Origin of the sequence: Levilactobacillus andaensis (assembly GCF_016861695.1) — a bacterium.
In the GTDB taxonomy this organism is placed as follows: Bacteria; Bacillota; Bacilli; order Lactobacillales; family Lactobacillaceae; genus Levilactobacillus; species Levilactobacillus andaensis.
Map to the genome: position 1 here is coordinate 299,408 of NZ_BOLP01000004.1, position 19,605 is coordinate 319,012.

General features: G+C 48.8%; 15 protein-coding genes. 3 read left to right on the top strand and 12 right to left on the bottom strand.

Translation table 11 applies throughout. The annotated features are described in order from the left end of the window. Positions 1 to 3: 3 nt before the first annotated feature. The 7 genes from JUF10_RS03960 to helD form a co-directional block, all read right to left on the bottom strand. Positions 4 to 486: a flavodoxin gene (locus tag JUF10_RS03960; RefSeq protein WP_203640915.1), complete on the bottom strand. Its 483-nt coding sequence runs from the start codon at positions 484 to 486 to the stop codon at positions 4 to 6. Positions 487 to 693: 207 nt separating this feature from the next. Further along, a complete protein-coding gene (locus JUF10_RS03965; RefSeq protein WP_203640916.1) occupies positions 694 to 1,098 on the bottom strand; it encodes an HIT family protein in 405 nt (134 codons plus the stop codon). Positions 1,099 to 1,315: 217 nt separating this feature from the next. Continuing rightward, positions 1,316 to 2,857 carry a glutamine-hydrolyzing GMP synthase gene (gene guaA, locus JUF10_RS03970; protein ID WP_203641089.1) on the bottom strand — a complete coding sequence of 514 codons (1,542 nt, stop codon included), beginning with the start codon at positions 2,855 to 2,857 and terminating at the stop codon, positions 1,316 to 1,318. Between the two features lie 204 nt (positions 2,858 to 3,061). Beyond that, a complete protein-coding gene (locus JUF10_RS03975) occupies positions 3,062 to 3,640 on the bottom strand; it encodes a hypothetical protein (RefSeq protein WP_203640917.1) in 579 nt (192 codons plus the stop codon). Positions 3,641 to 3,651: 11 nt separating this feature from the next. Then, positions 3,652 to 4,575 (bottom strand): type I pantothenate kinase, encoded by a 924-nt coding sequence (gene coaA, locus JUF10_RS03980; protein ID WP_203640918.1) that lies wholly within the window; start codon positions 4,573 to 4,575, stop codon positions 3,652 to 3,654. A 202-nt stretch (positions 4,576 to 4,777) separates the two neighbouring features. Further along, on the bottom strand, positions 4,778 to 4,978 hold the full coding sequence (locus JUF10_RS03985) for a hypothetical protein (protein ID WP_203640919.1): 201 nt from the start codon (positions 4,976 to 4,978) through the stop codon (positions 4,778 to 4,780). Between the two features lie 356 nt (positions 4,979 to 5,334). Continuing rightward, positions 5,335 to 7,629 (bottom strand): RNA polymerase recycling motor HelD, encoded by a 2,295-nt coding sequence (gene helD, locus JUF10_RS03990; RefSeq protein WP_203640920.1) that lies wholly within the window; start codon positions 7,627 to 7,629, stop codon positions 5,335 to 5,337. A 331-nt stretch (positions 7,630 to 7,960) separates the two neighbouring features. On the opposite strand from helD, the gene JUF10_RS03995 reads away from it, so the two are divergent. Further along, positions 7,961 to 9,817 carry a cation:proton antiporter domain-containing protein gene (locus tag JUF10_RS03995; RefSeq protein ID WP_203640921.1) on the top strand — a complete coding sequence of 619 codons (1,857 nt, stop codon included), beginning with the start codon at positions 7,961 to 7,963 and terminating at the stop codon, positions 9,815 to 9,817. Positions 9,818 to 10,382: 565 nt separating this feature from the next. Continuing rightward, positions 10,383 to 11,039 (top strand): histidine phosphatase family protein, encoded by a 657-nt coding sequence (locus JUF10_RS04000; RefSeq protein WP_203640922.1) that lies wholly within the window; start codon positions 10,383 to 10,385, stop codon positions 11,037 to 11,039. A gap of 369 nt (positions 11,040 to 11,408) precedes the next feature. Here JUF10_RS04000 and JUF10_RS04005 read toward each other — a convergent pair whose 3' ends face one another. The 5 genes from JUF10_RS04005 to JUF10_RS04025 form a co-directional block, all read right to left on the bottom strand. After that, entirely contained in the window at positions 11,409 to 12,368 is a 960-nt protein-coding gene (locus JUF10_RS04005; RefSeq protein ID WP_203640923.1) for an ABC transporter ATP-binding protein, read from the bottom strand. Then, complete coding sequence (locus JUF10_RS04010; RefSeq protein WP_203640924.1) at positions 12,368 to 13,468, bottom strand: ABC transporter ATP-binding protein; 1,101 nt, start codon at positions 13,466 to 13,468, stop codon at positions 12,368 to 12,370. The genes JUF10_RS04005 and JUF10_RS04010 overlap by 1 nt, the downstream gene beginning before the upstream one ends. 13 nt (positions 13,469 to 13,481) lie before the next feature. Continuing rightward, the gene (locus JUF10_RS04015) at positions 13,482 to 14,507 is read right to left on the bottom strand and encodes an ABC transporter permease (RefSeq protein ID WP_203640925.1); all 1,026 of its coding nucleotides are present in this window, start codon (positions 14,505 to 14,507) and stop codon (positions 13,482 to 13,484) included. Between the two features lie 11 nt (positions 14,508 to 14,518). Continuing rightward, positions 14,519 to 15,448: an oligopeptide ABC transporter permease gene (opp3b, locus tag JUF10_RS04020; RefSeq protein WP_203640926.1), complete on the bottom strand. Its 930-nt coding sequence runs from the start codon at positions 15,446 to 15,448 to the stop codon at positions 14,519 to 14,521. 194 nt (positions 15,449 to 15,642) lie between these two features. Next, on the bottom strand, positions 15,643 to 17,265 hold the full coding sequence (locus JUF10_RS04025; protein ID WP_203640927.1) for a peptide ABC transporter substrate-binding protein: 1,623 nt from the start codon (positions 17,263 to 17,265) through the stop codon (positions 15,643 to 15,645). Positions 17,266 to 18,052: 787 nt separating this feature from the next. Between JUF10_RS04025 and hflX the strand changes: the two genes are divergently transcribed. Next, entirely contained in the window at positions 18,053 to 19,330 is a 1,278-nt protein-coding gene (hflX, locus tag JUF10_RS04030) for a GTPase HflX (protein WP_203640928.1), read from the top strand. Positions 19,331 to 19,605: the final 275 nt, after the last annotated feature.

Sequence of the window (19,605 nt, forward strand, 5' to 3'; positions counted from 1 at the left end):
AAATTAATGCTGCCCCTGTTTTAGCCAGGCTTCGACTTCCTGTCCGTTAATTGAGTGGGTAAACCGCCGTCCGGGTTGCCAGTCGATGCTGGGATAAGCACAACGTAAGCGGTCGTTAGCAACGGCAACTGGCGTGGAACTGGAGGTGCAGAACTGCCAGACGGTCTTGCCACGCAGCAGATTCGTTTCGAGTAAGGTGTTGACCACGTGTGGGACCTGACTCCACCAGATGGGCGCGCCAAGATAGACGGTGTCAGCCTGTTCAAGTAACCGCTGATTAGGTACTTGAATGGCCGGTCGAACGGTATCATCGGCGGATTCGAGTGACACCCGACTGGTCGGATTGTGCCAGTCGAGGTCGTCGGGCGTGTAGGGATGCTGCGGTTCTATCGGCACTAACTGCGCGCCAGTCACGCGAGAAATCTTCTGGGCCACGGCAGCGGTATGCCCGGTACAAGAAAAGTATAAGACGATTTGTTTTGACATAGATGGGATAACTCCTTTTGGGAACGATTAATTTCTAGTTACTCTAGTTATACACCTTGATTGTTGGTGACGAAAATAAAATCGTTGTCTTTGTAATGAAAAAAGATTCAATCCAAAAATGAATTGAATCTTCAATCTATAATGCCTTTCTTCCGAGATAATTATTAGTTCCATAACGTAAATCAGTCAGTGACCAGATGTTTGCTTTTAAAAACGTAATTTCTGAAAAACATCATCACCGTTAATATCACTTTTATAATCAAAGTCAGGCCAAGCGTTTATCCCATCATTTTCTCTTCTGGGGATAAAGTGGATGTGAAAATGGGAAACCGACTGCCCAGCTGGCTTTCCGTCAGCACTCAGCAAGTTATAGCTATCATAACCGGTAGCCAAAATATGAGTGCCCACTGCCTTAACCATTTTCATAATTTCAAGCATCGATTGCTGATCTGCATCCTCCAAACTAGCAAAATGCTTTTTAGAAAAAATGATGATGTGTCCAGGCACTTCTTGCTCCAAAGTCATGATGGCCATTGCGTGTTTATTCTCATGGATGATTTTACTGGGAACTTTTCCGTTGATTATTTGACAGAAAATACAGTCATTCTTCATTTTATCTCCATCTTCTACTTAAAACTTGTCACGTAAATATAGTTATAACTTGTAGTCAACTGTGCTCGCAGTATACCTTTCCATTCCTTTAGCATCAATCAAAATCCTCTGATTATTGCCATACCCTTACAAATAACAGTTCAATTGGAAATAAAAAAATATCCAGTCGGCAGATGCCAAACTGGATACTCATTTTGTCATTTTGAAGAATAGTTTCCTATTCCCATTCAATTGTCGAAGGCGGCTTGCTCGTAACGTCATACAGGATACGGTTTACGTGATCCACTTCATTGACAATGCGGACGGAAATCTCCTGTAAAACATCCCACGGAATGCGGGCAAAGTCAGCGGTCATGCCGTCGATAGACGTTACAGCACGGATACCCACGGCATAGTCGTAAGTCCGGCCATCACCCATGACCCCAACGCTCTTGATGTTTGGAAGCACCGTGAAGTACTGCCAAATATCGCGGTCGAGGCCGGCTTTCTTGATTTCTTCACGCAGAATCAAGTCACTATCGCGGACAATCTGTAACTTTTCTGGCGTGATTTCACCAAGGACCCGAATCCCTAAACCAGGGCCAGGGAATGGTTGCCGCCAAACGAGTGCGCTTGGCATCCCCAACTTTTCGCCCAACTCACGGGCTTCATCCTTGAACAAGGAACGCAGTGGTTCAATCAGCTGGAAGTGCATGTCTTCCGGCAACCCACCGACGTTATGATGGGACTTGATAGTCTGTGCCGTATCAGTCCCACTTTCAATCACATCGGTATACAACGTCCCTTGAGCCAAGAAGTCGATACCATCGAGCTTTTGGGCTTCGTCATTAAAGACTTGGATAAATTCATTACCAATAATCTTACGTTTCTTTTCAGGTTCAGTGACGCCGGCCAATTTGCTCAAGAAGCGGTCTTGTGCATCGACTTTCACGATGTTCAAGCCGAACTTCCCTTCCAAACTGTCCATCACTTGCTTGGCTTCACCCTTTCGCAAAAGGCCATGATCCACAAAGATACTGGTCAGTTGCGTCCCAATGGCCTTGTGCAAGAGCACACCGACCACTGAGGAATCGACGCCACCGGACAGGCCCAACAAGACACGCTTGTTGCCGACCATCTCTCGGATGTGTTCGATTTGCAGATCGATGAAATCATCCATGGACCAGTTGGCTGCCGCACCACAAACGTCAAAGGCAAAGTGTTTCAGAATATCATTGCCGTATTCCGTGTTACGAACTTCCGCGTGGAATTGAATCCCGTAGAAGTTACGGTCAACATCCTGCATGGCAGAAATTGGGCAATTTTCACTCGTTGCCACGCGTTCAAATCCATCTGGCACCTGCGTCACTAAGTCACCATGACTCATCCATACCGTCTGGGTCTTTGGCGTGTCCTTGAACAGCTTTGCATCATCACTCAACACGGTGATGTCCGCGCGACCGTATTCCCGGTTATCTGCGGATTCAACTTTCCCGCCCTTTAAACTGTGGGCCATCAGTTGCATCCCGTAACAGATTCCCAGAATCGGAATTCCCAGGTTAAAGATCTCAGGGTCAACGTTGAATGCACTGCTGTCGTACACGCTGTTTGGTCCCCCGGAGAAGATAATTCCCTTGGGGCCCCAAGCCTTGATCTCAGCCGCACTCATAGTGTGGGCCTTTAGTTCAGAGTAAACGCCCATGTCACGAATCCGGCGCGTAATCAATTGATTGTATTGACTTCCGAAGTCCAAGACGATAATCTTATCGAATTTGGACATATCCACGTTTGCCAAGCCATTCACCCTTTCTTCTTTTTCAACATTGGTTATATCATACAGATTTCTCAAACGATGGTCAATGCAAATCCGACCGATTCCCACCAGAATTGAGTCACCCCTTAAGCTACGGGTGGCCTTCACTACTACCACTTGTTCCCGTTGCCCCGGCTTCCATCGACCGAAACTTAATCGTTAGGATAACCACTAAGTTAATTTCAGGCGTAAATGACAATAACCTTGCCTGTCCAACAATCGCCGTTGGGTCGCCACAAATCCGTACTCGGCTGCCAGTGTTCCCAGTGAACTTCCCGGCCGCACGTCCATCCCCATTACGGGACAGCCACTCAACTTGGCCCGGTGAATCGCATCACCCAGGAGCCATTCGTCGAACCATTTCTGTTGGAAGGTCTTGCCCTTGGAACGATTCCGCACCGTTAGTAAGTCCAAGTACCACTCATCGGCCAACGCGCGGGGTGGCACCACCAATTGCTGCGGTGGTGCCACCTGCATACGCGTAAACAGCGCTGACCACTGATTGTCTAGCGTCGGCTCAACCGCCGCTGGATAACCGTACGCCACGCCGACCGCCACGCCCTGATTTTGATAGACCCGAGCCTGCGGATAACCATAGCGAAACTGGGGTTGATGGTAGCCGACAAATAGGAGTTGTGAGAGCTGTTCCTTACTGATTCGGCGCAGTCGGCGTAATTGGCGCCGCTCCAGCTCATGAAGCACCAGCATAGCCACAGCATCGGCATCAACAATGGTCGCATCTCGTAACATCCGACCGCCCCCTAATACTTTCGCAGTAACAACCGGTCGATGCGGTGATGGAAGGTCTTATGGATGATCATGTCGGCGCGATTCCGGGTTGGCAAAATGTACTCTTCCAAGTTCTTCAGGTCGATGTCCCGCCAAACCGCTTTTCCTTTAGCCAGCGCCTCATCGTGGTCACCAATCGCATAGGGGTAATAGTAGTTAGTTGGATCCTGGAAGGCCGTTTCCAATAACAGCTCAAAGCGTTCCAAGAACCAGCTCTCAATCAAGCTTGGCTCGGCATCCACATAAATCGAGAAATCCGTAAAATCGCTGACGTAAATTTGTTCATTGGTAGGCAATTGGAGGGTGTTGATTCCCTCTACAATTAAAACGTCCGGATGAACGATGTACTCAAATTGGTCGGGCACGATATCATAGACTTTATGTGAATATACCGGCGCCTTAATTAGCGGCGTACCGGCCTTCACAGCGTTTAAAAATTGAATCAACGCGGCCATATCATAACTTTCCGGAAACCCTTTGCGCGCCATGAGATTTCGTTTTTTCAACTCCTCATTGCTATACAAAAAGCCATCGGTCGTAATCAACTGAATTCGTTGCCCCGTGAAATAGTGATTGAGCAAAACCTCAAGCAACCGTGCCGCCGTGCTCTTTCCCACCGCCACACTGCCGGCAATACCGATGATGAACGGCACCCGGTGCTTTTTCTGCTGCAGGAAGGCCGCCTTATCCTGTTGGAGCTTTTGGTAATGATCGAACTCCAGGTGCAATAAATGCACCAGCGGAATATAAACGTCCTGAACATCTTGCAGGGAAATCCGGTCGTTAAACGCCTTGATTTGCCGCAGGCTTTCTTGGGTCAACGGTAAGGTCGCGTCATCGGAAAACGCCCGCCACTGTGCGCGGGTAAATGCATTGTAATTAATGGGATCACTCATGGGGACACCTCAACTTTGGATAGAAATAATTACCCACCATTATACCGCAAATCCGGCCATTTCTGACATTGAGAAATCGTAAAGTGGGAACGCTTACTAGACCAAGTTGAATAAAGCCGGTGACCACAGCCCACAAAAATTCCCCCGCACTCACAGGGAAACACTTTCTAAATACAATACGTCCGAATGTACAGTTTCCAAGCTAAGATTCATTCACTGAATTTTCGGTTAGTTTGACCGTAATCAAATCCAAAAGCTCGTGTAAATCGTCATCAGTCGCATATTTTTTGATAAAACTACGTGCTTTAGATCGCGTATCAATATAGCGCACTCTTTCCTTGTTCTTTTGATTCCATTTTTCATTAGCTGCTTTTTTTGCAGCGGTGTAAGGTTGCACTGGCATGATTTTCGTCTCCCAATCTACTTAATTTTATTTTGTACCCTGGTCACTATCCTGTCTCGATATATCACTTCATCAATTTCCCCACATTCACAGGGAATGCCCCCAATCAAATGCCACTACTCCGGTATTCCAACTTTCAAAAAGCACCAAATCTCATTTACTTCGTTTTCAAATCATACCGTACCGTCATCCCATTAACAACCGCTTTAGTGTCAAAAGTTCTCAGAGAAAGATTGCCCCACAAACCACTAAATAGCCAATATACATAACTACATTTTCAACCACAAATAATCTTCCTCAAATCAAAAAAACGCATGTCCCGACCCCTCAGTCAGCGACACGCGTTTCCATTTCACTTAAACCATTTCATACTCATCACTAGGCACGTCGCTCAGTAATGGCGAGAACTCGCCAATGCCGACGATGCTTAGTCGGTGCATCGCCCGTGAGCAGATGGTATACAGCAATTGCCGTTCATCTTCTGCCGCGTAACGGCTAGCCGAAGCCTGCCAAACAATAACGCCGTCGAATTCCAATCCTTTGGCCAAGAACGATGGTACCACAATAGTTCCTGGTGCCAGCCGTTGGTTTTCGGATTGAATCAGGGTGACCGCCACGCCCGCCGCCTTCAGCTTTTCAGTCAGGTCCCGGCAATCCGCCAAGTCCTTCCCAATAATGGCAGTCGTTTCGTCCTCTTCTTCATTTTGCTTGATCTGGGCGATGACCCGCTGCAGTCCGGCCGCTTCATCCGCCGCCAGCGTCATGGTTGGGAGTTCACCTTCCCGGGCAAACGCTGTGACCGCTTCACCGTTTTTCAAGATGTGCTTGGTGAAATCAGTCACCTGCTGTGTCGACCGGTACGACTGCGTCAGCTGAATGACCCGCGTCTTGTCGGGGTCAAACATCGTACTGAGTTCCTGCAGCAACGTCCGACTATTTTCCTTGGTAAAAATGGCCTGGTTCAGGTCCCCCAGCATGGTAAAGCGCGCCCGCGGGAAGCTAAACTTCAGGAAGGCCAATTGGAACGCGTTGTAGTCTTGGATTTCATCCATGAAGACGTAGCGCATATCCCGCTCGCCGCCCTTCCCCGTCATCTTGTCGTACAAGTACAGGTATGGCGTCGTGTCGACCAACTGCATGCGATGATCCTTCAGCTTACTGATAGATTCCTCGACGCTGGCATTCCAGTCAGCTACGGAGATTCCTTCATGGGCTAAATCAATTCGGCTCGGCATGTTTCGCAACATGTGGACATATTGATTATTGATACTCAGGAACCGTGCCCGCACGATGGCCTTGCGAATCGGGTCAAACGCCTGCATGACGACCTTCCGTGACAGAAATTGCATTTCCTTTTCGGAGGAGTCGAATTCCCGTGGTTCCTCGCCATACAAGGTATCCAGTTGTTCCTTACTCATATCCTGAATGGTTTCTTCAACCCACTTGGTCTTCATTTCACTCGTGATGCGCCGATTCAAGATACGAATCAGCGCTTCCTTCGTGGCCTGGAGTCGGTTACCCAAGTGATAGTTGCGGTTGAAGCTGTAGTAAATTTCTTGAATTTTTTCCTTATCAATGAAGACCTTGCCCTGGAACTTGATGTTTCTGAAGACCATGTCGCTGCTTTCCAGTTGATCCGCATAGGCCGTCACCGCATCAAAGAATGCCAGACTGCCCTTCAGTTGATTGATCTTCTTTTGAGCCGGTGTATTGGTCTCGCCAAAGCGTTGCGCCAGCGTTTCCACGTCGATTTTTGGCAACCGCCGTCCCGCATACTGGTAGTACGTCATCTGAACCATGTTGTGTTCCCCTAATTCAGGCAACACTTGGTCAATATAGTCATTAAATAATTGGTTAGGTGAGAACAGCATGACCTGTCCCGCCGTCAAATGGCCCCGGTAGCGGTACAGCAGGAAGGCGACCCGTTGTAAAATAGCGGCCGTTTTCCCAGATCCCGCCGCCCCCTGCACGAATAGCAGGTCGGACTTGGTATCCCGAATAATTTGGTTTTGTTCCTTTTGAATGGTGGTCACGATACTCTTCATCTTAGTATCGGAGTGCTCGCTCAATGCCGACAGCAACATCTGATCCGTCACCGTTTGGTCGGTGTCATACAGGGTCACGATGGTCCCGTCTTCGATTTGAAATTGGCGCTTGAGCTTCACGTCGACGGTCTGTTCACCATCCGGCGTTTGGTAGCTCACGTTTCCCAATTCCCCATCGTAGTAAATGCTCGAGATGGGGGCCCGCCAGTCATAAATTAAGAAATGGTCGGGCGTATCGGAAAAGGACCCCAACCCAATGTAGATGGTTTCGGTCTTCGCGGTCGGACCTTCTTGGAAATCAATTCGGGCAAAGTAAGCCTTCTTCTCCAAGCGTTGAAGTGTGCTTAATTCCGTCGTCGCATGTTGCCAACTGTTCTGCCGTTCAGCCAACAGTTGTTGCTGTTGCCGCACCGACAGCGCCGTTTCCAGCAAGCCCTCATAACTATCTGTTTTGATTCGTAAGTCATTGACAAAGTTCTTGCGAATCCCGGCTTCGTCATCCTCAGCCACGTCGATTCGCTGTTTAGCGTCCTTTTCTGCGGTCTTGATCTTCGTAACCACCGCATCTAAGTGTTTTTGTTCGTGGGCCTTAATTGAATCTGGCAAGCCAATCCCTCCTCGATTAATTGGGCAAACTAACGTGTCCTGGCACCACATCATTGGGTCCAAAGACACTGAAACTTTACATCTCATTCGACCGGTGCATCCCCCGTGACAGGAAAATCATCACCCGTAGCCACCGGCCGGCAGACGTAATAATTCGACTTACCATTCTACACGTGTTTTCTGGATAAATAAAGTAAACTGACTGCACTAAATTTAGGCCCACTGGTGTTGGTCACTTATCACCGAAATTCCTACCGAGTGGCGTCTTTATTTCAGTTTATCAATGGCAACTTTGCTATAATGTAAGGGAACTTTTTCGGGGGTGTATTTTATGGATCAAATTTCTTTATTAATCATTCTGACCGCCGCGTTGGTGACGCCGCTGGTGATGGCGAAATTCAAGCTCACCGTCCTGCCCACCGCCGTCGTGGAGATTCTCGTGGGAATCTTGTTGGGACCTAGTGTCCTCAACATCGTCCACAGCAATTCAACGCTTTCTTTGCTCTCCAACACCGGGGTCATCTTCCTCCTGTTTCTCAGCGGGATGGAGATTGACTTCAGCCTGTTCAATCGGCGCAAACGGCCCCAAACACCGTTAGCTGCCAAGGTCGCTGGCAACGCGTCCAAGTACTCGCCAGTCTTTCTAGCCGTCAGCAGTTACGCGGCCATCATGGTGACCTCACTACTGCTCGGATTCATTTGTAAATGGACCGGGCTCTTCAAGGACCCGTGGCTCGCCGCCATCATCTTCATGACGATTTCTCTAGGAATCGTCATCGCAACCTTGAAGGAAAAGGAGCTGCTGAGTAAGCCGTTCGGGCAGACTGTGTTGTTGGTGGCCGCACTGGGTGAAATCGTGCCGCTGTTCTCATTGACCGTCTATGCGTCGATCTTCGGCAACAGTAACAAGTCCCTGTGGCTCCTACTACTGGTCTTTCTGGCTGCCGGCGTGTTGTTCCGCCGGTTCAAGCCGTTCTTCACCTTCTTTGAAAGTATCAATAAATCGACCACCCAACTCGACATTCGACTGGCGTTCTTCCTGATATTTAGCCTGGTCGTCATCGCCGAATCCGTTGGGGCCGAAGGAATTCTCGGAGCCTTCGTTGCCGGCATCGTCATGAAGCTCCTGCAACCGCAAGAGGATACCATGGTTCGGTTGGACGGCATCGGGTACGGCTTTTTCATCCCCATCTTCTTCATGATGAGTGGGGCCGACCTCAATTTGCGGACACTGCTAGCCGACCCGGCGACTCTATTGCTGATTCCGGCCTTCTTTGCCGCCTATCTGCTATCAAAAGTCGCGGTCTACTTCATCCTGCGCTTACGTTTCAAACGCGGTAACGCCTTCGCTGGGACTGCCATCTCGGCCGCAACCATCACTATGGTCCTGGCCGTCCTGCAAGTTGCCAAGTCCATGAAGGTCGTCACCACGCAACAGTCCGGTGCCTTCCTGCTCGCCGCCATCCTCACCTGTGTGCTGGGGCCGCTGCTCTTTAACACCGGCTATTCCGCCGAGGCCGAGGACTTGAAGAAATCGACCGTTCACTTTATTGGCACCAATTTGCTCACGGTCCCCGTCGCCCAGCAGTTGGCCGACAGTTGGTACGACATCACCATGTATACCGACAAGGAGGCCAACTTCAAGACGTACAACTCCGAGGTCAATGCTAAATTACTGACCTCGCTGGACGCCAAGGAGGCCGAAGACCAGGACGTGTTCGATGCGGACATCGTCGTGCTCGGCCACTTCAACGCCACTAAAAATTATGAATTGGCCAAAGCCGCCAAAGCATATGGCGTCAACCGCGTCATCGTGCGCTTCGAGGACCGCAATGTCTTGGACGCACGGGAAGACGAGCTGACCGATCTCGGCATTGAAGTCTACAACACACCGAACGTCAACATCGCTATGCTCCGGAGTCTGATCGAAGCCCCAACCACGCTACGCCTACTGACGGCATCAACCTCCGCCGTCTACGAAGTCGCGCTACGCAACCGCCGCTACACCGACCAGGAGATTCACAACCTGCCGTTCGTCAAGGACATCACCATCAGTCAGATTTTCCGCGAAGGCCACTTTATTCGACCAACTGGAAGCACCACACTCAAATTCAACGACCGGATCATCTTCACCAGCAGCCCCGACACTGCGCGAGAGATTCGGCGTGAATTGGGGATTCTGAACTAAAGATTGTGTGAAATTGGCGCACTACGGCTGCCAGGGATTCCGCCTGCTGTGGGGACGCTTCGGACTGAGAAACGGTCCTCTCGCTCGCTTTTAAGTCGTGAAAACCACACGTCTTAAAAGTCGCCCATCGTGGTAGCTACCAGCTACCACGATTTCCACGGCTGGCTACATCCCTAGCCTCCTCCGGCTCACGTTGAGCTCTGCCCATTAGGACTGGCTAATCTACGATGTGATTAAATATTACAAACAATCTCATTTCGACCGATGAGCAACATTATAAAATTATCAGTTAAAATGAGCTATCATTGAGCAAAGTGTTCGGCGTTGTTTGCGACCAATTCTGATATTATTGCTAAATTAAGAACAATCAGCACTAGTAACCGCTTACCTGCTCACAGGTCATTTAAAAACCAGGTCATAACTGTTAAACTAGCAATCTAGTGTCGTTGGTGACCACCATTTGAAACGAATATGTCACCACCACTGATTCACTTTATACGCACGCGACAAGCACTTTTGTCACGGCGTAGCACCCCCATAACTTATTATCAAAGGAGACCAAAACATGGCATCAGTTGAAATCTACTTGGTCCGTCACGGCCAAACCTATTTAAACAAGTACCACCGTATTCAAGGGTGGTCCGACTCCCCACTAACCGACAAGGGCATCGCGGACGCCAAACGGGCCGGTGAACGGCTCTCTAAGCTGTTATTTGCTGCCGCCTACGCTAGTGACACCACGCGGGCACAAAACACCGCTAAGAGCATTTTAGCCGCCAATGACACACCCGTTGCCTTGACGACCGAACCCGCCTTCCGCGAAGAAAACTTTGGCTTCTTTGAAGGGATGGACACTGGCATGACTTGGCACACGGTGGGAACTCCAATTGGTCTGGACTCCTTCAACGCTATGATCGCCAAACTCACCATCGAAAAAACAAAGGACATGTTCAAGGCCCAAGACCCCTTTGGCGATGCTGAAGATAACGCTGAGTTCTGGGCACGGGTTCAACCCGGCTTGGACAAAGTCGTTGCCGCAGCCAGCGATGGCGACCGCATCCTGATTGCCACCCACAGTACGACCATCCGGAGCATCGTGTCAAAATATTCCGACATCGACGTCTCCGTTGCCGTTGATAACGGTAGTATCACCAAGCTAACCGTGAAAGACGGCCACTACAAAGTCAATTACTATAACAATACTGAGGGTAAAGTGAAATAACATCCCTACAGTGAAGGCTCCGCCGACGATGATGTCAGCGGAGCCTTTTTCTGTATTTGCCAAGTTGAAAGTTGGAAGCATCCCAATACTGTTTAAGCCCGGTATAACAACGATATTACCGTAAAAATTAGGCAACCGAGTCCATCCTTCGCCTTACCGGCCGCCAGATATGGACTTACACAGTAGTTTTCTGTCGATTAGGAAGATGATCCAGAAATCGTTATCCATTGAACCAAAGATATTGAGTCCGTAAGCCTTTCAGCAGTTGTTGTGATAGAACACAACCTGAGCCGGAGTGCGGACGTTCTTAGCCACCCTCACCACAATCGAAAAAGCACCGCAGCCATCACAGCCGCAGTGCTTTCAACTTTACTTTTTAATCAATGAAGCCTCATGTGCGCGCTGAGTGTACATGTCGATTTCATCATCGGCAGCACGAACCCAGTGATGGGGCGCGATTTCAACCAACGTCCGTTCCTTACCATCGTTTTCGTTGCTGCCATCGTACGCAATTTCTTCCCGTGTCCGTTCGAATTCGGGATCAGGAACTGGGACGGCAGACAACAGACTCTTGGTGTAATCGTGCAACGGGTGGGCGTAGATTTCGTCAGAATCAGCGATTTCCAGCATCCGACCGTAGTGCATGACCCCAATGCGGTCTGAAATGTACTTGACCATGGACAAGTCATGGGCGATGAACAGGTACGTTAAGCCCTGTTCACGCTGAAGCTTCTTCATCAAGTTGACCACTTGGGCTTGAATCGACACGTCCAAAGCGGAGATGGGTTCATCGGCGATCACGAACTTAGGATCAACGGCCAAGGCCCGGGCAATCCCGATCCGTTGACGTTGCCCACCAGAGAATTCGTGGGGATATCGACTGGAGTGGTCCTTGTTCAGACCGACCGTTTCCAGTAAGTCCTCGACCTTTTTACTCCGGTCAGCATCGTCTTTGGCCAAATGGTTGATGTCGATTCCTTCGGCCACGATGTCCTTGACCTTCATCCGCGGGTTCAGTGAGGCGTACGGGTCTTGGAAAATCATTTGCATGTCTTGGCGGAACTCACGTTGTTCGGCCTTGCTAGTAAATGTATCAACGTTCTTACCGTTGAACAGAATCTCACCAGCGGTTGGTTCGTACAAGTGAATGATGGCCCGACCGGTCGTGGTCTTCCCAGAACCGGATTCCCCAACGAGTCCAAAGGTCTCACCCTTGTAGATATCGAAGGAGATATCATCAACGGCACGAACTTCATCGGGCTTTCCCACGTTGAAGTACTGTTTGAGGTGCTTGACCTCGAGGATTTTTTCGGCATTTTCGTAGTCCATTATTGCTGTTCCTCCTCTTCTTCAACTGGAATGCTTGGCCGTTGTTGCTTGACCAAGTTCTTTTGCATCTCAGCGTACTTCTTTTGCCGCGCGACGATTTGGTCGGGCGGCGTTACCTTAGGGGCATCCGGATGCAGTAGCCAAGTTGCGGCATAGTGCGTGTCGGATACCTTAAAGAATGGGGGTTCTTGTTCCGTGTCGATCTTCAGTGCGTAGGCGTTCCGAGCGGCAAAGGCATCCCCAGTTGGCGGATCCAATAAGTCCGGTGGCGTCCCTGGAATCGATGGCAATTCATCGCCACCGGTGTCCAGTGTTGGCATCGAGCTCAACAGGCCCCACGTGTACGGGTGCTTCGGGTTGTAGAAGATTTCATCAACCGTCCCGTATTCAACGATTTTCCCAGCATACATGACGGCGACCCGGTCGGCCATGCCGGCCACGACACCCAAGTCATGCGTGATGAAAATGATCGACGTGGAGATCTTGTCTTGCAATTCCTTCATCAAATTCAGAATCTGGGCCTGAATCGTCACGTCCAATGCGGTCGTGGGTTCATCGGCAATCAGAATTTCTGGGTAGTTGATCAAGGCAATGGCAATGACGATTCGTTGCCGCATCCCACCTGAGAATTGGTGCGGATAGTCATTGATCCGGTTTTCAGCGTCGGTGATGCCGACTAATTTCATCATTTCCAAAGCTTGTGCTAAGGCTTTTTCTTTCTTCATACCCTTGTGAACCATCAGGGGTTCGGCGATTTGCCGCCCAATCTTCATGGTTGGGTCCAAAGAGGTCATTGGGTCTTGGAAAATTTCGGCGATATCTTGGCCGCGAATGCCTTCCATTTCCTTTTCTGACTTCTTTAAGAGGTCTTCGCCCTTGTACATGATGGTCCCGCTGGTAATATCAGCGTTCCGGGCGTTCAAGCCCATGATTGTCCGGGTGGTTACGGATTTACCGGAACCGGATTCCCCAACGATGGCCAGGGTCTCCCCTTTACGTAAATCAAAGCTAACGTTCCGGATTGCCTTAACGTCACCGGCATAGGTCTTGAAGTTAACTTGTAAGTTGCGCACTTCCAAAATATCTTTTTCGTTATCCATGACGTGACTTCACCTACTCTTTCGTCCGCGGGTCAAACGCATCCCGCAAGCCATCACCCAAGAGGTTGAAGGCTAACATGATGATGGAAAGAATCAACGCTGGCCACCACATTTGATATGGCAGGAATTGGAAGTTCTTCTGTCCATCGTTTAACAACGTCCCTAGTGAAGCCTGTGGTGAGGAAATCCCAATCCCAATGTAGGATAAGGTGGCTTCGAAGAAGATGGCGTTCGGGATGGTAAACATCGTATTAATAATGATGACACTCGAGAGGTTCGGGAGCAAGTGTTTAAAGGCGATCTTAATCGGTCGCTCACCCAGCGTTCTAGCCGCCAAGATAAATTCTTGTTCCTTCAACTCCAACGTCTGCGCTCGGACTAGCCGGGCCATGTTGACCCAGGATGTCAGCGCGATGGCGATAATGATCGAGGCCATCCCAGGCTTCAGAATCAAGATCAGCAGGACGATAACGACTAAGTTAGGAATGGAGAGGATGATTTCAATGATCCGTTGCATGATGGTATCAATGCGACCACCCTTCCAGCCGGAGAACATCCCATACGTGACCCCAATCGTTAAGTCAAATAACGTGGCCACTAACGCGATGATCAAGGAAATCCGCGTCCCGTAAAGAACACGAGAGAACAGGTCCCGACCTAAGTAGTCGGTCCCCATGATGTAATGCGCACCACTGGCACCAGCTGCCTTGTAGGCGTCGATCCGTTCGCCAGCTTGGACCAAGGTCCCGTTAAACCCGTTAATACTAATACCGGGAATCTTAGAGGGTAAGTTGGCATAGGCTGGGTGCACGGCGTTCGGGTCGTGTGGTGAAACGAAGATGGACCCAAAGGCCATGATGAAGATGACAACCAGCACGATCAAGGAGACCCAAGCCCCCTTGTTCTTCTTTAACCGCCGCCATGCATCTTGCGCGAAGGTCAGAGAAGGTGCTGCAATTTTTTCACTATCTAACGCCGCCCGATCATCGGACGTAATTGGCTTAAAGCTATCTTCAGGGAGTTTTACTGTATCTGCCATTTATTTACCTCCTAGTTAGCCTTTCCTGTGAGCCGAATCCGTGGGTCAACGATTCCGTAAAGGATATCCGTGATCAACAGAACGACACACAACATGAATGAATAGACGATGGTTAAGCCCATGATGGTCGGGTAGTCGTTGGTCAAGACGGACTTGACGAATTGTTCCCCGATACCAGGAATGGAGAAAATGTTTTCAACAACCATGGACCCGGTCATGATGTTCACGGCCAGTGGCCCCACGATGGTAATCAGCGGAATTAAACTATTCCGAAGCGCATGGTGGTAGATCACACCGGTTTTGCTCAGCCCCTTGGCCTTAGCCAACTCAATGTAATCCGAACTCAACACGTCGACCATTTCGGTCCGGACGAACCGGGCGGACTCGGCCAACGGTTGCGCCCCCAAGGCTAAGGTTGGCAATACCGTGTAGATAAAGCCACCCCATTCAGCGATTGGGAACCAACCAGCCTTCAAGCCTAAGTAATACTGTAATAGTACGGCTAGGACGAAGGAAGGAATTGAAATCCCTAAAATAGAAACCACCGTGGTCGTCGTATCAACCCACGTGTTTTGCTTCATTGCACCGAAGGCACCGATGATGACTCCCAAAATGACCCCAACGATCATGGCTTGCAGCCCAATCTGCAAGGATGGTCCGATCCGACTTGAAATCAAGTAGGAAACGGGTTGGTCACTGAATTGGAAGGAAGTTCCAAAATCACCTTTGACCGCACCAGCCAGGTACAGCAAGTATTGTTGCCAAACCGGTTTGTTCAAACCATACTGTTCGTAAATCAGATGAATCTGACTCTTAGAGAGCTTGGCTTGGTTGGTCAGTGGCGTCCCGGGCAACAACTTCATCAGGAAAAACGTCACGGTAATCACAATGAATAAGGTCAGGATCAGATAGAAGATCCGCTTTGCTAGGTACTTTGCCATTTGTTTACCTCTCAATCAGTAGACTTATTCGTTACCGTTAAGTTGTCAAACTTAACAAAAACTCCACGAAAACAACAAGACAATAAATGATTGCAATAATACCGAAAAGTAAGGATCAACTCGCGTTAATCCTTACTCCCCGATAAAACTTATTAAGTCGGTTACCCGACAGTAATCACTGAGTTAACAAAAACTTACTTGATGTAAGCCTTACTGAAGTCCCAGTTAGCGCCGGTTGGGAAGTAAACCAATCCCTGAACCTTAGACTTGACGAGTTGGGCTTTCCCTTGTTGGTAAACTGGGATGATCCCTTGTTCGTTCAAGATGGTCTTTTGTGCGTTAACCAAATCGTTCCAACGAGCAGAAGTGTTGTTAGCGTCCTTACCAGTTGCATCGCCTACGTAAGTATCGTAAGCCTTGGAAGACCACTTCCCGTTGTTGTAAGAGTTACCAGAAGTGAAGAGTGATAAGAAGGAGATTGGGTCTGGGAAGTCGGCACCCCATGCGGAGATAACGGCATCGAAGTCACCACTTTGTGAACGTGCAAGCCGGGTCTTGAATGGCAAGTTGCTGTTCGTGACCTTGATGTTGCCCAACTTAGCCCATTGACTTTGAATGAATTCAGCTGAGTTCTTACCAGCTGGCGTATCGTCAGCGGTTAAGGTCATTGAGTAGCTTGAACGACCAGTTTCCTTCAGAGCTTCCTTCCAAAGTTGCTTAGCTTTCTTCAGGTTGTAGCTCGTAGCTGAAGGAACAGCGGCATCGGTGTTGAAGTCCTTACCCTTGTTTTCAGCCAAACCAGTTGAAACTAAACCGGTTGAAACCGTTGAACCATCTTGGAGCACCTTGTTTACAAATTGGTTCCGGTTGATGGCCATTGATAAGGCTTGACGAGCCTTCTTGTTCTTCATCATTGAATCTTTCTTTTCGTTCAATTCAATGTAGAAGGTTGAAGCACTCTTCCGTTCAACGTACTGCTTAGAGTTCTTGTAGTTCTTGGGTTGTTGACCACTCAGGTAAGTTGCATCCAGCTTGCCACTTTGGTACTGACTCAAAGCCGTTTGCGGATCCTTCATCGTCTTGAAGTTGACTTTCTTCAGTTTAACATTCTTTGCGTCCCAGTACTTAGTGTTTTTGCTCATTGACCAGTTATCAGACGTCCCAGTCCAGTATGTCAACTTGAATGGACCGTTGTAGACGTTATCCTGGGCGTTCGTTGCGTATTTCTTACCGTATTTTTGAACGACTGATTCATTTTGTGGGAAGAACATTGGACTTGCTACCAATGAAGGGAAGTAACTAGTTGCTTGTGTTAACGTGACAACAACCTTGTAATCCCCAACGGCCTTAATTCCTAAAGTAGAAACGGCCTTCTTCTTGTTCATGATGGCGTTTGCGTTCTTAACCTGCGCGTACATGTAAGCGTACTGTGAAGCTGTCTTCGGGTTGACCGTCCGTTGCCAGGCGTAAACGAAGTCTTTGGCGGTTACCTTGTCGCCGTTGCTCCAGTTAGACTTCCGTAAATTGAAGGTGTAAGTCTTCCCATCCTTAGAAACCTTGTAGCTCTTGGCTACCCCAGGATGAATGCTACTGTTCTTACCGATCCGTAAGAGACCTTCGCCGGTGTTGTTAATGGTTTCCCCTGAAACGACATCAGTTGCGGTAGAAGAGTCCATTGATGGTAATGCTGAACTTTCCATCCAATTTAACGTTTGCTTGCTGGATTCTGAGCTGTTAGATGATGACCCACACGCTGCGAGTAGAACCGCCGCGAACGTTGCCACCGTCCCTAGTTTGACTGCCGAATTAATCTTCATTTTAATTCCAACCCCTCTTAGTTGTTTGAGCAATGAATTGACAACCTCAAATTTGATGTTTCCAATTGTATATTAGAAATCAATTAAAATCAATGGTAAATGATAAATTATTTTAACAAACTAGTTTTAAACGTTGGTGTATCAGCATTCAAAATGAAAAATTAAAATCCGATGTCACATTTAAAACGAGTAAAAATAAGCTTTTCTGCATACGATATGCAGAAAAATGGCTATAATCTGGCAAACTTAGTCATGATTTACTCACAAAGCTATTACCTGTTGTTCACAGTTAGTAAACTCTCATAATTCGGTTAAATATACTGATTGCACGACGGCTGCCAGGGATTATGCCTGACCTCCTCCGACTCTGATTAGTCACTAACCTGATTGATTTGCACCGCATATAGGCGTTGACACAGTGGCACATAAATCATCTAGCAGATTCACCATAGACTAATCGACACATAACCATAACAACAACGATATCTTTTGAATTTACTTCGCCATTATTACCTTAGAACCTCCATGTAAGCTGAGAGGTCGCCAGATATGGGCTCAGGCGCGTCGTTCTACTTGGTCGGCGTTTCCGGCCGGCTTAGTAGAAAACCAATCTTGAAGACTCGGCACTTTCGAGGCTTCAAGTTGCGTTCGCACCGTTCCAGCCCATATCTGGCGGCCGGTAAGGCGAATAAAACGCCCAACCAGCATTGGAAAAAGCGTTAATTTACCGACGATAGCCGATGAGCATGTTATACTCATCTTATAGACAATTAAGGAGGGTGATCCTTTGGAAGAAGCCCCACGAACACCGGTCATTACGATTGGGTTAAATGCTGGTCAAGCCACGTTTAACTACTCGATGACCGAACTGAAGAATCTGGTAGAAGCAAACAACATGACCGTCGTTGAGGAGATTCAACAAGCCTTGGCAAAGCCACAACCTGGTACTTATTTTGGGACCGGGAAAGTTGAAGAGCTGGCCACGATTGTTGCTGACGATGGCGTCGATATCATTGTCGTTAACGATGAACTGACGCCCAGCCAGATTCGGAACCTCGAAAACGTCACGAAAGCCCGGATCATTGACCGGACCGGTTTGATTCTGGAAATCTTCGCTAACCGGGCACAATCCCGCGAAGCTAAATTACAGGTCCAATTGGCCATGCTGCAATACCAACTGCCCCGGCTGCACACCAGCGCCTCACAACGACTGGACCAACAGACCGGTAGCGGTGGTGGCGGTGGCTTTACCAACCGTGGTGCCGGTGAATCTCAGACTGAAATGAGTCGTCGGACCATTCAACGGTCCATCAACCATGTCAACCATGAGTTGAAGGAAATCAATCAAGCAGCTGCGACCCAACGCCAACAACGGGAACGCAATCAACTGCCTTCCGTGGCCTTGGTCGGTTATACCAACGCTGGGAAATCAACGCTGATGAACGCCTTAGTCCGGCAGTTTGGGAAGAGCGAAGAAAAACAAGTCTTCGTTAAAAACATGTTGTTCGCGACGTTGGATACCAGCGTCCGGCAACTAACCTTCCCCGACCAAAAGAAGATGCTCCTCAGCGATACCGTTGGGTTTGTTAGCCAATTGCCAACTCAATTGGTTCAAGCCTTCCGCTCCACGTTAGCCGAAGCAGCCAGCGCCGACCTCTTAATTCAGGTCGTTGACTATGCTGACCCTAACCGTGAAGCCATGATGGCGACGACGGAACAGACACTACACGAAATTGGTGTTAATGATGTTCCGATGATCACGGTCTTCAACAAGGCTGATTTGACCGAAGCCGACTACCCAAGTCGTGCTGGTGACCAACTCATCCTGTCGGCACAAGACGACGCCTCCATTAAGATGCTCGTCGATGCCATGAAGGAAAAGGTCTTCCACGACTACGTCACTGCTGACTTCCTGATTCCATTTGCAGATGGCGATGTTGTGGCCTACCTCAACGATAACGCGCATGTCCTCAGCACGTATTACGCAGCTGAAGGCACCGCACTCAAGGTTGAACTTCAAAAAGCCGACTTCGACCGCTTCAAAAAGTACGTCGTGACCGACTAAAAAGTTTTCCGGTTTATATGAAAAGCGCCCCACCAATTTCTAGTTGGTGAGACGCTTTTTTGATGTCACTATTTTTCTTGCCTTCTTTGCTGTGTGGTGTCTTGATGAGATATTTAGCACCAATCCCTGAGAATCTATCTAAGATTGAATGGGTATACGAGAAGTTAAGCTCGGATGGCACTCCATGGAGATAGTCATACATCTAACTTAAATTCAAAACTTGTTTTAGAAGTCAACGTCTATCTTGGACGAAACACAATCGAAGCCGGAGGAAA

Coding starts and splice junctions, on each gene's coding strand:
- opp3b (WP_203640926.1), bottom strand. CDS start 15,448: ATGGCAAAGTACCTAGCAAAGCGGATCTTCTATCTGATCCTGACCTTA.
- JUF10_RS03960 (WP_203640915.1), bottom strand. CDS start 486: ATGTCAAAACAAATCGTCTTATACTTTTCTTGTACCGGGCATACCGCT.
- guaA (WP_203641089.1), bottom strand. CDS start 2,857: ATGTCCAAATTCGATAAGATTATCGTCTTGGACTTCGGAAGTCAATAC.
- JUF10_RS04010 (WP_203640924.1), bottom strand. CDS start 13,468: ATGGATAACGAAAAAGATATTTTGGAAGTGCGCAACTTACAAGTTAAC.
- JUF10_RS04015 (WP_203640925.1), bottom strand. CDS start 14,507: ATGGCAGATACAGTAAAACTCCCTGAAGATAGCTTTAAGCCAATTACG.
- coaA (WP_203640918.1), bottom strand. CDS start 4,575: ATGAGTGATCCCATTAATTACAATGCATTTACCCGCGCACAGTGGCGG.
- JUF10_RS04025 (WP_203640927.1), bottom strand. CDS start 17,265: ATGAAGATTAATTCGGCAGTCAAACTAGGGACGGTGGCAACGTTCGCG.
- JUF10_RS04005 (WP_203640923.1), bottom strand. CDS start 12,368: ATGGACTACGAAAATGCCGAAAAAATCCTCGAGGTCAAGCACCTCAAA.
- JUF10_RS03995 (WP_203640921.1), top strand. CDS start 7,961: ATGGATCAAATTTCTTTATTAATCATTCTGACCGCCGCGTTGGTGACG.
- JUF10_RS03965 (WP_203640916.1), bottom strand. CDS start 1,098: ATGAAGAATGACTGTATTTTCTGTCAAATAATCAACGGAAAAGTTCCC.
- JUF10_RS03985 (WP_203640919.1), bottom strand. CDS start 4,978: ATGCCAGTGCAACCTTACACCGCTGCAAAAAAAGCAGCTAATGAAAAA.
- JUF10_RS04000 (WP_203640922.1), top strand. CDS start 10,383: ATGGCATCAGTTGAAATCTACTTGGTCCGTCACGGCCAAACCTATTTA.
- JUF10_RS03975 (WP_203640917.1), bottom strand. CDS start 3,640: ATGTTACGAGATGCGACCATTGTTGATGCCGATGCTGTGGCTATGCTG.